Origin of the sequence: Pantoea sp. EABMAA-21 (assembly GCF_030053335.1) — a bacterium.
GTDB lineage: Bacteria > Pseudomonadota > Gammaproteobacteria > Enterobacterales > Enterobacteriaceae > Pantoea > Pantoea communis.
On sequence record NZ_JASGBX010000012.1, the window covers coordinates 93,749 to 108,298 of the forward strand.

The window sequence follows — 14,550 nt, forward strand, 5'->3', positions numbered from 1 at the left end:
AACGCCGACGGTCATAATGAGATGTGGTGGCAATGTGTTGTTTTTTCACCACCCTAACGCGTTCGTCATACTATTTTAGCTACGATGACGGCCATTGATGAAGAAAAATGGCTGATAAGCGTTGAAACTAGCGATTTTCCTGCAAAAAGACAAGTTATCACAGGCGTACTAAGCGTGATCATCATTAGATATCTGGTTCGGGAAACGCTCAAAAGCCAGCTGGCTATCCTGTTCATCCTGCTACTGATCTTCTTTTGCCAGAAGTTAGTCAGGATTTTGGGTGCAGCGGTGGATGGCGAGATCCCAACAAATCTGGTTCTGACATTGTTAGGACTTGGCGTGCCTGAAATGGCACAACTTATCCTGCCCCTAAGCTTGTTTCTGGCGATTTTAATGACTCTTGGGCGGCTGTACACCGAAAGTGAGATCACGGTGATGCATGCCTGCGGCCTGGGGAAAAGCGTGCTGGTCAAGGCCGCGATGATCCTGATGCTGCTGACTTCAGCGGTCGCAGCGGTCAACGTCCTTTGGTTAGGGCCATGGTCATCGCGTTACCAGGATGAAGTCACACAAAATGCCAAAGCCAACCCTGGCGCAGCGGCGCTGGCAGCGGGCCAGTTTCAGACCTCCAGCGACGGTAATACCGTGCTGTTTGTCGAGAACGTCAAAGGCAACACGTTTGGTAACGTGTTCCTGGCGCAGCTGCGTCCAAAAGGTAATGCGCGCCCATCCGTGGTGCTGGCTGACAGCGGTCATATGGAGCAGCGCAAAGACGGCTCACAAGTGGTGACGCTGGATAAAGGCACGCGCTTCGAGGGCACTGCGATGCTGCGCGATTTCCGCATCACCGACTTCACCAACTACCAGGCGCTGGTGGGCTATAAAGAAGCCACGCTCGATCCGAATGATGCCGATCAGGCGAGCATTAGCACGCTGTACCAACACAAAACGCCGCAGTTCCAGGCCGAGTTCCACTGGCGTCTAACGCTGGTGTTTGCGGTGCTGGTGATGGCGTTGATGGTGGTGCCACTCAGCGTGGTCAACCCTCGTCAGGGGCGTGTGCTGTCAATGCTGCCTGCGATGCTGCTGTATCTGATCTTCTTCCTGCTGCAGAGTTCGTTACGTTCTAACGCAGCGAAAGGCAAGTTCGATCCCGCGATTTGGATGTGGGTCGTGAACCTGGCTTATCTGGCGCTGGCCGTGATGTTGAACCTGTGGGATACGGTACCGATGCGACGTATTCGTGGTCGCTTTAGTCGTGGAGGATCGCAGTAATGTTTAAGGTCCTTGACCGCTATATCGGCAAAACCATCTTCAACACCATCATGCTGACGTTGTTCATGCTGGTGTCGCTATCGGGCATCATCAAATTTGTCGATCAGCTACGTAAAACCGGGCAGGGCGCTTACACCGCGCTCGACGCCGGTTACTACACGCTGCTCAGCGTACCAAAAGATATTGAGATCTTCTTCCCGATGGCCGCACTCTTGGGTGCATTGTTGGGCTTGGGAACGCTAGCGCAGCGCAGCGAGCTGGTGGTGATGCAGGCATCGGGCTTTACCCGTATGCAGGTGGCGCTGGCGGTGATGAAAACCGCGATTCCGCTGGTGCTGTTGACCATGGCTATCGGCGAATTTGTGGCACCGCAGGGCGAGCAGATGGCGCGTAACTACCGTGCGCAGCAGCTGTACGGCGGCTCGCTGATGTCGACGCAGAATGGGCTGTGGGCGAAAGACGGCCATGACTTTATCTACATCGAACGCATCAAAGGCGACAATGAGATTGATGGCGTCAGCATTTACACCTTCACCGACCAGCGTCGTCTGCTCAGCGTGCGTTATGCCGCCAGTGCGACCTGGAACAAGGACAAAAAGTTGTGGCAGCTGTCGCAGGTAGATGAGTCCAACCTGAGTGATGCGAAACAGATTACCGGTTCGCAAAGTCTGGGCGGGGAGTGGAAAACCAACCTGACGCCTGACAAGCTTGGCGTGGTGGCGCTGGATCCGGATGCGCTGTCCATTAGCGGTCTGTACAACTACAGCAAATACCTTAAGCAGAGTGGCCAGGTGTCAGGGCGTTATCTGCTGAACATGTGGGGTAAAATCTTCCAGCCGCTTTCCGTGGCGGTGATGATGCTGATGGCGTTGTCGTTTATCTTTGGTCCGCTGCGTAGCGTGTCGATGGGCGTGCGCGTGGTCACGGGGATCAGCTTCGGCTTCCTGTTCTACGTGCTGGATCAGATCTTCGGTCCGCTGAGTCTGGTGTATGGCATCCCGCCGATTCTGGGGGCGCTATTGCCGAGCGCCGCGTTCTTTGCCATCAGCTTGTACCTGCTGATGAAGCGCAGTTGATGGTTCAGGGATAGCCTGCTGCTATCACCAAAACTCACAGAAGCCGCCATCACGATGGCGGCTTTTTTATTACTTCAGAGTATGAATCAGAGCCGGCAGCTGCGACAACAAGTACAATACCAACCCAATGGTGCCACCCACCAACGTCCCGTTAATGCGGATAAACTGCAGATCGCGGCCAATGTTCAACTCAATCTGTTGCGACATCTCCCGCGCATCCCAGCTCTTCACGGTATCGCTAATGTGGCGCGTCAGGAATTCGGCGAACTCTGGTGCAATGCTGCGGGCGGCATCTTCCAGATGTTGATTCATCGAGATACGCAGCGCTTCATCTGCTGCCAGCGTTTCACCGAACCATAGCGCGGCAAGACGCACGCGCTCCTGCACGCGAGAATCTTCACTGTTAAGATCGGCCTTCAGCCAGCTACGCAGATCCTGCCATAGCTCGCCGATATAGCGATTCAGCGACTCATCCTCTTTCAGCCAGTTTTTGATCACCTCGGCACGTTCGGCCATTACGGGGTCGGTTTTTAGCTTCTCAATTAACCGCTGAACTGCGCGATTAAAACCGAGGCGGAATTCATGGCCCTGATCCAGCGCCACTTCATCCAGAATCGAGTCCACTGCATTGGCCACCAGGTCAGCACTGTGCTCACCCAGCCATTCCGTCGGCAGCATTTTGGCTTTGATGGGATGTTCCCGCTTCAGCCAGCGCACAATCTGAATTGCGATGAACTCACGCGTGCCAGGCTTGTGCAGCAGACGCAGCAACTGTTGCACTGCCGCATCCAGCAGTTCCTGATGACGATTGTTTTTGGTCAGGCTATCCAGTAACAACGCGCTGGATTGGGTGAGATCGACCTTATCCAATGCACGATGCACGGCCCGGCGCAGGAAGCGCTGGATGCGTTCATCATCCGTAAGATCAAGGAAGCCGCGCATTACCTGCAACAGATGGCGACCAATGCGATCGGCGTTGCCCGGCGTGTTGAGCCAGTGCGCCAGCATCTGCGAGGGATCGTGGCGGCGAATCAGCGCCAGCAACGAATCGGTATCGAGAAATTTCTCCTGCACAAAGCGGCCAAGATTCTCCCCGATGCGATCCTTATTGCGCGGAATAATCGCCGTGTGCCGCGAGATGAACGGCACCGGCACGCGACGAAACAGCGCGACCACCGCAAACCAGTCGGCCAGCGCACCGACCATCGCCGCTTCAGCAATGGCCTTGAGACCAAGCACCCAAAAATTGGGTGGCAGAAACAGCGTCACGACAAAAGTCGCTGCGGCAACCAGCAGCAATGCGAGCGCCAGACGCTTGCTCCGTTTGAGTTGTTGATATTTATCCATATAACGATCTTAGCAGACCACACCTTAGGGCGGCGGTGCGAATCATTGCACCTATTCAATCAGCGTCATTAATGTCGCGGCGCGCAGGTGTCACTGCAGCGTTGCTGATGCCCGCGCCATACATAGCGCCGCGGAGGAAGATAATTATTTTCAGTGTGTTATCGACGACGGCCGCCCATCAAACTTCCCAGCACGCCACGAATGATTTGGTTGGTGACCTGGCGCGCCGCGCTTTTTGCCACGCTCTGCACCACGCCATCGCGCTTGCCGCCGCGCGGTCCGGTGGTGCCAAACAGAATGTCTTTCAACCCGCCGAGAATGCCATCATCAACTTCGACATTATTGCCTTTGGCTTCCGGCGCATCGGCCTGCTGCGGCGCGGCTTGCACCCCTTTTTGCAGCATCTCAAACGCGGATTCGCGATCCACTTCGGTGTCGTATTTTCCGTACAGCGGTGAGTTATTGATCAGGCCGTTGCGCTCATCCTGCGTTATTGGCCCCATGCGCGAGCCGGGCGCAATCACCATGGCGCGCTGCACCATCGACGGGCTGCCTTTTTCATCGAGGAACGAAATCAGCGCCTCGCCAGTACCCAGCGCCTGAATGGCCTCCACGGTATTGAATGCCGGATTGGCGCGCATGGTTTCAGCGGCGCTTTTCACCGCTTTTTGATCTTTCGGCGTGAAGGCGCGCAGGGCGTGTTGCACGCGATTGCCTAGCTGACCGAGCACGTTATCAGGGATATCCGACGGATTCTGCGTAACGAAATAGACGCCGATGCCTTTGGATCGAATCAGACGGATCACCTGTTCCACTTTCTCCAGCAGCACCGGCGGCGCATCGGTAAACAGCAGATGTGCTTCATCAAAGAAGAACACCATTTTCGGTTTATCGAGGTCGCCCGCTTCGGGCAACTGCTCGTACAGCTCCGCCAGCAGCCATAGCAAGCTGGTGGCATAGAGTTTCGGCATTTGATACAGCTTCTCGGCGGAAAGGATGTTGATGAAACCTTTGCCTTCGTTGTCACAACGCATCCAGTCACGGATATCCAGCATCGGCTCGCCGAAGAAGTGTTCAGCGCCTTGCTGTTCCAGCGCCAGCAAACCGCGCTGAATCGCCCCCACCGAGGCGCTGTTGATGTTGCCGTACTGGGTCTGGAAAGATTTAGCGTTATCGCCGATGTATTGCGTCAGGGCGCGCAGATCTTTGAAATCCAGCAGCAACAACCCTTGATCGTCGGCGATGCGGAAGATGATTTGCAGCACGCCCGATTGCACCTCATTGAGGTTGAGCAAGCGCGCCAGCAACAGCGGGCCAAGGTCGGAAACGGTGGCACGCACCGGATGGCCTTTCTCGGCAAAAATATCCCACACCATCACCGGATTTTTCTGTGCCTGCCAGTCGGTCACGCCAATCTTTTCCAACCGCGCCTGTAACTTTTCCGAGCCTTCACCGGCGGTCGCCACGCCAGTGAGATCGCCTTTGACGTCGGCCATAAACACCGGCACGCCGATATTGGAGAAGGACTCGGCGATTTTTTGCAGCGTCACGGTTTTACCGGTGCCGGTGGCACCAGTGATTAAGCCGTGGCGGTTCGCCATATTGGAAAGCAGGGATAACTGGATGTCAGGCGTTTGAGCAATCAGCAATGGGGTGGTCATATTTTTTCACTCGCAGGCAACAGGTTATGCCAGAAAGAATAGCAAGCGATGCGAGGGGAAGGATGAAGATTGTACTGAAAGTGTTGATGGGGGAAGCCATCCCCCCATCAACAGGATCTATTGCTTCTGCACCACATCAAAGAACAGCAAGCTCACGCCAATCCCTTGCTGCACATGATTGACGTTGTTCCGCACCGCCACCTGCTGCGCGCCCTGCAGCATCACCACAAACGGAGAGTTCTGCTGCACGGTGTTTTGCAGGTCGGTGTAAAGCGCACGGCGTTTGGCGGCATCACTTTCGCCTGCTGCGGCACGTGTTTTGGCGCTGAGTTCCGGAATCTCCCAGCCGACACGCCACGCCAATGTTTTCGAGCCGCCCGGCACGTTGTAAGCAAAGGCGCTGGCATTGGTATTCGGGTCAACGTAATCCGCGCCCCAGTAGATAAAGATCGACTGGAAATCGCGGCCGCGCATCTTGCTCCACAGCTCGGATTCCGCCACCGGCTGCAACTCAATCTGCACGTCCGCTTTGGCAAAGCTGGCCTGCAGCGCCTGGGCAACATCAATGTACGGCGGCTGATTGATCACCGTCAGCGCAAACTTGCTGCCCGGTTTAATCCCGCCCTTGGCTAAAATCGCTTTGGCTTTTGCCACATCATAATGGAACGGTTGGTCCTCCAGCGCGCCATCAAAGCCCTGCGGCAGGAAGCTTTGATGAATGCGGTACTGACCTTTCAGCAAATCATGTGAGATGGACTGGTAATCCACCAACCAGCGCGCCGCTTCCCATAGGGCCGGATTACCCAATGCGGGCTGCGCTTTGTTCTGCGTATTGAAGCCCAGGTAATACACCAGGCTCGAAGGGAACGCCGCAATGTGCAGGTGCTTATCGCTCTTTAGCGCATCGATTTGATCGGGGCCGAGTTGATAAGCGACATCGACATCGCCTTGCTGAATCAGCAGGCGACGCGCACCCGCATCGGCCACGCCTTTCAGCAAAATACGCTTTAGGTGTGGCTGCGGATTAGCTTGCGGGTTGGCGCTCAGCACCAGCGCCTGCTGTGGCACATACTGCTGAATCGTAAACGCGCCGCTGCCTGCGGTGTTGGTGTGCAGCCAGCCATTGCCGAGATCGTTATTCACCGCATGCTGCTGCACGGTTTTACTGTCCACCACCGAGGCTACCGGTGCGGTGAGCAGGCGCAGCGCCAAATCCTGACCAATCTGCGCGGGCCATTGAATCTCCAGCTGATGATCATTCAGCACTTTAAATTGGCTGGCGATGTTCTCGTTGGTCCAGCCAAACTCGGCGAGAATAAAAGAGGGTGCTTTGTTCAACTGCACAGCACGCGACAGTGAGAAAATCACATCCTGCGGCGTCACCGCATTGCCGCTGGAGAAGCGGGCACCCGGTTTAATGTCAAACACCAGGCTGTGCGGCGTACTGCCACTTTGCCAGGATGTCGCCAGCAGCGGTGCCAGTTTCTGTGGCGTATCGCGGTCGGCTTGCACCAGCGTCTGATAGATATTGCGCTGTACGCTGTTACTGACGGTTTCAAAGCTTTCCGCGGGATCGAAACTGATAATGCCATCCAGCGGTACGGCAACCACCAGCGTGTCTTTCGGCGTCGCAGCCTGCACGGCGAATGCACTACTCCATAAAGTGACCAACAAAATCAATGCACGCATTTATTGTTTTCCTGAGTGATAGATAAATTGACTCTATCGCTGCTGCCGCTCAGGCAAAATGCCGGTTTGTTCTGAGCTGTGCCGGAAATTAACAAATGATAACATTCATCGATTATTTCACTTATTTTGTGCGCCGCCTGTCATTTCCAGGAAATAGATCGTTCATGTACTGGTCAATTAAGTAAATAAGATGTTATTAATGAGAATAATTCTCTTGTATGGAAGTATGATTTATTTTTATCGATTGAATTGAGCAATTATTTCCTTGCGCGATCAATTTTGGTCATTTGCCCATCCAGACTTGCTAGAAACACAGCAATTGTACGGTTAAAAGTCCAATTCACCCTCCGAAAGCCCTTTACCTGCCATTAACCTAAATTCAACATCATGATGGTTTCTCATCAAAACACATCCGAACATTGATTCTTACATTCAGAAATATCTATATCCCTAAGATTGCCAGGTTATTTACCGATTTATAAAGCCATTAACAAAAATAATTATCTTTCTTAGCAAGTGAGAGTCGTCGCGCCATGCTTCTAAATAAACCGACCACCAGACGTAAGTTTTTGCTTGGGTCGTTATTGGCTTTGCCATTAAGCGACCTGGTATTTAAGGGATTAACTGCGGCGCAAGCTGCGGAAATGGCAGCACCGGAACTCGCCGATTACAAACCGATCTTTTTCAGCGCTCAGGAGTGGCAGTTTATTTTGGCCGCGACCGATCGTCTGATTCCGGCCGGTGGTAAAGGCAAAGCGCCAGGTGCACTGGAAACTAACGTGCCGATCTTTATCGATCAGCAACTCCATAGCCCTGAGTTCGGCGGCGAAATTTACATGCAGGGTCCGTTCGACGTGCACGCGCCAGCCACCATGGGTTATCAGATCCCTTACACCCCGCAAGAGCTGTATCGCACAGGCATCAAGCTGGTGGAACAGTGGACGCAGAGCACCTACAAAAAATCCTTCCATGAACTGACGCTGGAAGAGAAAGACGCGGTGCTGACCAAGGTCAATAAAAATGACGGTATCGATTTCCCGGCAATGGGTGAACCGAACCTGAAAGCCTCGCAGTTCTTTGGTCAGTTACTGGCAGATACCAAACACGGCTACCTCGCCGATCCGATGTATGGCGGCAATAAGGGCATGAAAGCCTGGATTGCGATTGGCTTCCCAGGCGCACGCGCCAGCTTCACCGAATGGGTGAAGCAGCACAACGTGCCGTACCCGCTGGGACCGGTCAGCCTCTTGGGTGAGCGCGCATAAGCCGACACCCCCGTATTTGGTATGTGAGACAGGATTAACATGGCACAGATTACAAAGAAAGAAGTCGACGTCGTCGTTTGCGGCCTCGGCTGGGCCGGCTCGTTGATGAGTATCGAACTGGCATTGGCCGGGCTGGAAGTGCGCGCGTTAGAGCGCGGCGGCGAGCGTGACTACCCGGATTTTGCTTACCCGAAACCGGCTGATGAATACGCCTATAACGTGCGCAACAAAGTGTTCGCTACGCCGAAAGAAGTGGCGGTCACCGTGCGTTACAACATGAGCCAGACCGCACTGCCAACCCGTAAATGGGGCGCTTTCGCACCGGGTACCGGTGTCGGCGGCGCAGGTATGCACTGGACGGCGGTACTGATTCGTCCAACCCCAACTGATATCAAACTGAAAACTTACGTCGATCAGGCCTACAAGCCGGGCGTGCTGCAGGATGATATGCGCGTGATGGATTTCCCCTTCACGTGGGAAGAGATCGAGCCGTATTACTATAAGTTTGAGCTGATTTGCGGTCAGTCGGGTAACACCGGCAACCTGCGCGGTCAGATTCTGGAAGGCGGCGATCCGTTCGAAGGCCCACGTTCTGAACCCTATCCGCTACCAGCGCTGGAAGACACGCTGAACAACGTGATGTTCAAAGAAGCGGCCACCAAGCTGGGTTATCACCCGTTCCCGAACCCATCTGCGTGCGTATCTCGCGCGTGGAAAAACCCGTACGGCAACCAGATCGCGCCGTGTAACTATTGCGGTTACTGCTCGAAATACCCGTGCCTGAACTACTCCAAAGCCTCACCGCAAACTGCCGTGATGGATGCACTGAAGCGTCTGCCGAACTTCTCCTACGAAGTGCATGCGGAAGTGTACAAAGTGGTGCTGCACGACGATGGTAAAACCGCGAAGGGCGTTCTCTACTTCGATGCAGATGGCAATGAAGTGTTCCAGCCAGCCAAAATCGTCGTGCTGTCCAGCTTCCAGCTGTACAACGTGCGTCTGATGCTGCTGTCCGGTATCGGCAAACCGTACAACCCGATCACTGAAGAAGGTGTGGTAGGTCGTAACTATGCGTTCCTGTCCAACGGCGGCGCAACCCTGTTCTTCAAAGATAAGAACTTCAACTCCTACGCCACCGCAGGCGCCACCGGCCAGATGTTCAACGACATCTCACCAGGCAACTTCGATGGCCCAGGCCTCGGCTTCCTCGGCGGCGCGAAGATCCACAGCTCGCAAGCCACCGGTACGCCAATGGCTGCTGCACTGCCAAAAGGCACGCCAGCCTGGGGCATGGGTTACAAAGAGGGTCTGGAAGAGTGGTACAACCATTCCATGAAGATCAGCATCACGACAACTTGCCAGTCGTATCGCGATATCTATCTGGATCTGGATCCGCACTACACCGACCATCGCGGTCAGCCGCTGCTGCGTATGACGTTCAACTGGAAAGAGAACGAACTTAAGCTGCAGCAGCATTTGAAAGGCATCGTTGGCGATATCGCCAAAGAGCTGAACCCAGACAGCATGAGCATGAGCTTCCTGCCGATGGGCGCGGACTTTGACCTCACTAAATACGTCTCCACGCACAACGTGGGCGGCGCGGTGATGGGCGATAACCCAAGAACTTCTGCGCTGAACAAGTACCTGCAGAGCTGGGATGTGCATAACGTGTTTGTACCGGGCGGTAACGCCTTCCCGCAAAACTTCCAGGCGAACCCGACCGATACCATCGGTGCGATTACCCTGATGGCGGCGCAGGCGATCAAAGAACACTATCTGAAAAACCCAGGTCCATTGGTACAGGCATAAGCACATGAAATTAAAATCATTGTTAATCGCTAACGCCGTGCTGCTGGGAAGCTTTGCGGTACAGGCTCATGCGGAAGATGAAGCCGCGCTGATCAAGCAGGGGGAATATCTGTCTCGTCTTGGCGACTGTATGGCGTGCCATACCGTGTCGGGCAAAGCGGATTATGCGGGTGGTCTGGCGATTGAGTCGAATCTCGGCACCATCTTCTCCACCAACATCACGCCGGACAAAGAGCACGGCATCGGCAACTACAGCGAGCAGCAGTTCTCTGATGCGGTGCGCAAAGGTGTGCTGCCGGATGGTTCACGCCTTTACCCGGCGATGCCATACCCGGATTACGCCAAAATCAGTGATGAAGACATGCATGCGCTGTATGTCTACTTCATGAAGGGCGTGAAGCCGAGCAGTGAGCAGCCGGAAGAGACCAAACTGAGCTTCCCGTTCAGCCAGCGCTGGGGCATGCGCTTCTGGAACTGGGCATTCACTTCTGATAAGCCGTTCCAGCCGATTGGCGGCGCATCTGAAGAAGTGAATCGCGGTGCTTACATCGTGGAAAGCCTCGGTCACTGTGGCTCGTGCCATACGCCACGCGGTCTCGGTATGAACGAGAAAGCGCTGGACAGCGGTGACGACAAGTTCCTCGCCGGTGGTAGCCTGAACAACTGGGATGTGCCGTCACTGCGTGGCTTACCGCGCTGGAGCGAGCAGGAGATCGTCGATTACCTGCAAACCGGTCGTAACGATAAAGCGGCGGTAGGCGGTGAGATGAAGTCAGTGATTGAGCACTCCAGCTCGCACATGACGGATGCCGATCTGAAAGCCATTGCCTCGTACCTGAAATTTATCGGCGGCAATCCACCGCTGCAGGCGTACAACGTGCAGAAGCAGCAGGCGACAGAAGCCAAACTGACCGCAGCGAAAAACCTGACGGAAGGTGAGCGTCTGTACATCGATAACTGCGGTGCCTGTCACTTCGTGACCGGTAAAGGCGCGCCAGGTATCTTCCCGGAGCTGGATCAGGCCACCATTGTGAATGCCAAAGATCCTACCGGCTTGATCCATACCATTCTTGCCGGTGCGCAGCAGCCATCGACCGAGAAGGCGCCGTCAACCCTCGCGATGCCGGGCTTTGGCAAGCGTTTGACGGATGATGAAGTGGCGCAGCTGGCGACCTTTATCCGTCAGGGCTGGAGTAACAATGCCCCAGCCGTGACCAAAGATCAGGTTGCGGATGTGCGCAAGACGTTGAAAGCAGAGTAAATCGGGTGCGGCCTTCGGGCCGCACTCTCTTTAATGAAAAGTCCGTACCACTTCTAACACGCCGTTAATCAAAAACTGTACGCCCATACACACCAGCAAAAAGCCCATCAACCGCGAAATTGCCTCAATCCCGCCTTTACCGACCAGCTTCATGATGGCACCCGAACTGCGCAGCGAAATCCACAAAATCACAGCGACCGACAAAAAGGTCAGCACCGGCGCCACGTTTACCACCCAGTTAGGAAAATCGACACCCGCTTTTACGGTGGAAGCCGAACTAATGATCATCGCAATAGTGCCCGGACCGGCCGTACTGGGCATCGCCAGCGGCACGAAGGCGATATTTACCGATTCACGATTCGCATCGGTGGCGTCGATTTCATCCTGTTTATGCCGGGCTTCAACGGAGTGGCCGACGGGTTTTGCCGGAAACAACATGCGAAAACCGATAAAGGCGACGATCAATCCTCCTGCCATACGCAGACCAGGGATCGAGATGCCGAAGGTGTGCAGCACCGCATTCCCGGCGTACCACGCCACCATCATAATCAGGAACACGTAAATCGAAGCCTGCATGGCCTGGCGATTGCGTTCCTGGAAATTCATGTCTCCCGCAAGACCGAGAAACAGCGCCACCGTGGTCAGCGGGTTGGCCAGCGGCAACAGCACCACCAATCCCAGCCCGATGGCTTTAAACAGTTCCAGCATGGTTTTCCCCGAGTTCCAGTGGCATCGCGACACACCTTAGAGGCGCGTCGCGGCACAATTTAGCGCGCGTATGCAAAATGCATCAATGTTTTGGCGTTTCTAACGCTTCCAGCAACTCCGGGAAGAAATCTTCCAGCAGTTCGGGCGTCATCAGCTCAGGGTAGCTTATCAGGTGTTCGCGAATGCGTTCATTGACGTCGGGCAGCAAACGCTCTGCGGCTTGGTTGGCGGTGATTTTCTTCTGCTTCATCAAACGCAGTACGTCATCCGGCAGGTTGTCCTCATCTTCGACTTCATCCACGCCTTCCAGATCGTCCAGCTCATCCAGCATATCCATTAAGGCTTCGATCTGTGGGGTGCGAGACTGATATTCAGACGGGTTTTCGTTTTCAAGATAGCGCAGCAGGGCACGCACTGGCGAACCATCGGGTTCTGCAGGAGGCTCGCTGGCAAACCAGTTCAGGAGATCGTGCTGCGTCACCTGATGGACGTGATAGCCGTTATCGACCAGCTCATCGGCGAGGATGTCGGCAGTATCGTGCTCAATCAGGCAAATGTGGGTGCGATTAGGCGTAAACTGCTCCAGCCACTGATAGATCTCTTCAATGACGCTGTCATCGTAGCTGAAGTGGTGGCTGAGATAGCTGTCATCCTGTTGATGAACGCTGATGTGAATCAGGTCGGGATCGAAGTAAATCGCAATATTGATGCCTTTCATGCGCGCTGTCCTGTGTGGTGCAAAATCTCACTATAGCGTCAGGCAGCGCAGATGAACATGACATCGCCAGCAGCAAGCGCTACTGGCGGTAAAAATTAACGCAAATCAGCACGATCCAGGCCGTAAGCACTGTCCAGAGCACCCGGCGCCATCTGCGACAAAATCATCAGGCGGTTCCAGGTGTTGATGGCAGCAATCTTGAAGGTCAGCTCACTGATTTCGCCTTCAGAGAAATGTTCACGCACTTCACCGTACAGCGCTTCATCCACGCCGTGTTCACCAATGCGGGTCAGCGCTTCGGTCAGAGCAAAAGCGACTTTCTCACGTGCGCTGAACAGCGGAGATTCACGCCAGATAGAAACGTGATGCAGACGCAGTTCACGCTCGCCATCAATTTTCGCCTGCTTCACATGCATATCGAAGCAGAAGGCACAGTGATTGAGCTGCGAAGCACGGATATCGATCAAGTGTTTCAGTGACTTCTCCAGCGCGGTATTCGCCACGGTGTTAGAGAAATCAGACATGGATTTGGCCAGTGCTGGCGCGGTTTTAAAATGGTTAACGCGTGAAGTCATGATATTTTCCTCATTCAAAATAAGCGGTCAATAGCTTGCAGAGCCTGGGGTAATGCGGTGTCGCGGCTGACGGGATCGTGCGTACCGTCCACGCGGATAAATTCCACATCGGTGATGCCGATGTATTCCAGTGCCACGCGGATGTAAGGCGTGAACTGGTCATCCTGCATAAACGGGCCGTGGGCAAATACGCTGCCGCTGGCGACCACGCTGTATACCTTCTTGCCGCTCACCAGACCGACTTTGGTGCCTTCCGGCGTGAAGGCGAAGGTGCGCCCGGCGCGGGTGATATGGTCGAACCAGGCTTTCAGCACCGACGGCAAACCGAGGTTCCACATCGGCGACGAGATAACCAGGGTGTCGCAGGCGAACAGCTGATCCACCATTTTTTCGGAAGTCTGAATGGCAGCACGCTGTGCATCGTTACGATCCTCCGGGCGGGTAAAGAACGCGCCAATGGTGAAGGCATCCAGGTGTGGCAACGGGTGCTGCGCCAGATCCAGTACTGTCTCTTCGAGATCGCTATGCTGGGCGCGCAGCTTCTCCACCAAACGCGCCGAGGCGTTACGTGAGGCCGAACCGGCCAGATCCGGGCTGACCTGAATATGCAGCAGTTTCATGAATTTTCTCCCTCAGCGAGATCGCGATAAAAGTGCAGTCCCAACGCGTGGTAACCGACGCGTTGATAAAATTGTTGTGCCCGTTGATTGCTCAGCGCGGTGTCGAGCACGATGCGGCCACAGCCTTGTTCCCGTGCTTGCTGCGCCAGACCGTGCAGTAGCGCGGCTCCCAAACCCTGGCTGCGAGTGCTGGTGCAAGTCACCAAATCATCGATGTAGCAAAAACGGCCATGAATAAAGTTTTCCAGCAGTCGATAGCCTGCCAGCGCCACCGGTTTACTACCCTGTTCGATACCCGCCAGCCGATAGCCCTGTAATTGCTGACGCTGTGCCTGCGCCACAAACGCAGCTTCATCCTTCAGTTTGAAACGCAGTTCGCGCATCAATGCATAGCAGCAGGCCAGCTCGGTGGACGTTTGGTAATGAACAATCTTCATAGCAGCCTGCAAGCGGTTGTCGGGTTGATGGGAACATCTTAAACTTCTATGTCGAAGGAAAAAGGGTCAATATAGGAGAAAACAGGTAGGACATGGTTATGCTGCTGTG

Annotated in this window: 13 protein-coding genes; 5 read left to right on the forward strand and 8 right to left on the reverse strand. The window is 54.7% G+C overall.

Translation table 11 applies throughout. The features are described from left to right. Positions 1-174: 174 nt before the first annotated feature. Complete coding sequence (lptF, locus tag QMZ65_RS17610; RefSeq protein WP_283003811.1) at positions 175-1,275, forward strand: LPS export ABC transporter permease LptF; 1,101 nt, start codon at positions 175-177, stop codon at positions 1,273-1,275. Further along, positions 1,275-2,351, forward strand: a complete 1,077-nt coding sequence (gene lptG, locus QMZ65_RS17615) for an LPS export ABC transporter permease LptG (RefSeq protein ID WP_034826451.1) — start codon at positions 1,275-1,277, stop codon at positions 2,349-2,351. The genes lptF and lptG overlap by 1 nt, the downstream gene beginning before the upstream one ends. Before the next feature lie 69 nt (positions 2,352-2,420). On the opposite strand, the gene QMZ65_RS17620 is transcribed toward lptG, so the two are convergent. The 3 genes from QMZ65_RS17620 to QMZ65_RS17630 form a co-directional block, all read right to left on the reverse strand. After that, positions 2,421-3,698 (reverse strand): DUF445 domain-containing protein, encoded by a 1,278-nt coding sequence (locus QMZ65_RS17620; RefSeq protein WP_283216429.1) that lies wholly within the window; start codon positions 3,696-3,698, stop codon positions 2,421-2,423. A 158-nt stretch (positions 3,699-3,856) separates the two neighbouring features. Then, positions 3,857-5,359: a helicase HerA-like C-terminal domain-containing protein gene (locus tag QMZ65_RS17625; protein WP_283216430.1), complete on the reverse strand. Its 1,503-nt coding sequence runs from the start codon at positions 5,357-5,359 to the stop codon at positions 3,857-3,859. Positions 5,360-5,476: 117 nt separating this feature from the next. Further along, positions 5,477-7,048, reverse strand: coding sequence for an ABC transporter substrate-binding protein (locus QMZ65_RS17630; RefSeq protein WP_283216431.1), 1,572 nt, complete (start codon positions 7,046-7,048; stop codon positions 5,477-5,479). Between the two features lie 533 nt (positions 7,049-7,581). On the opposite strand from QMZ65_RS17630, the gene QMZ65_RS17635 reads away from it, so the two are divergent. Genes QMZ65_RS17635 through QMZ65_RS17645 form a run of 3 tightly spaced genes read left to right on the forward strand, consistent with a single transcriptional unit; the run spans position 7,582 to position 11,383 of the window. Further along, positions 7,582-8,313: a gluconate 2-dehydrogenase subunit 3 family protein gene (locus QMZ65_RS17635; protein ID WP_038649342.1), complete on the forward strand. Its 732-nt coding sequence runs from the start codon at positions 7,582-7,584 to the stop codon at positions 8,311-8,313. Between the two features lie 39 nt (positions 8,314-8,352). Beyond that, the gene (locus QMZ65_RS17640) at positions 8,353-10,122 is read left to right on the forward strand and encodes a GMC family oxidoreductase (protein ID WP_034826431.1); all 1,770 of its coding nucleotides are present in this window, start codon (positions 8,353-8,355) and stop codon (positions 10,120-10,122) included. 4 nt (positions 10,123-10,126) lie between these two features. Next, the gene (locus QMZ65_RS17645; RefSeq protein WP_283216432.1) at positions 10,127-11,383 is read left to right on the forward strand and encodes a c-type cytochrome; all 1,257 of its coding nucleotides are present in this window, start codon (positions 10,127-10,129) and stop codon (positions 11,381-11,383) included. A gap of 30 nt (positions 11,384-11,413) precedes the next feature. Here QMZ65_RS17645 and QMZ65_RS17650 read toward each other — a convergent pair whose 3' ends face one another. From QMZ65_RS17650 to QMZ65_RS17670, 5 genes are all read right to left on the reverse strand, one after another. Next, positions 11,414-12,091, reverse strand: coding sequence for a MarC family NAAT transporter (locus QMZ65_RS17650; RefSeq protein ID WP_034826427.1), 678 nt, complete (start codon positions 12,089-12,091; stop codon positions 11,414-11,416). An 82-nt stretch (positions 12,092-12,173) separates the two neighbouring features. After that, a complete protein-coding gene (locus QMZ65_RS17655; protein ID WP_034826425.1) occupies positions 12,174-12,809 on the reverse strand; it encodes a Mic1 family protein in 636 nt (211 codons plus the stop codon). 95 nt (positions 12,810-12,904) lie between these two features. Then, on the reverse strand, positions 12,905-13,384 hold the full coding sequence (locus QMZ65_RS17660) for a carboxymuconolactone decarboxylase family protein (RefSeq protein ID WP_097118227.1): 480 nt from the start codon (positions 13,382-13,384) through the stop codon (positions 12,905-12,907). 14 nt (positions 13,385-13,398) lie between these two features. Beyond that, positions 13,399-14,004 (reverse strand): FMN-dependent NADH-azoreductase, encoded by a 606-nt coding sequence (locus QMZ65_RS17665; protein ID WP_283216433.1) that lies wholly within the window; start codon positions 14,002-14,004, stop codon positions 13,399-13,401. Then, a complete protein-coding gene (locus QMZ65_RS17670; RefSeq protein ID WP_283216434.1) occupies positions 14,001-14,441 on the reverse strand; it encodes a GNAT family N-acetyltransferase in 441 nt (146 codons plus the stop codon). Before QMZ65_RS17670 ends, QMZ65_RS17665 begins: the two co-directional genes overlap by 4 nt. Positions 14,442-14,550 lie beyond the last annotated feature (109 nt).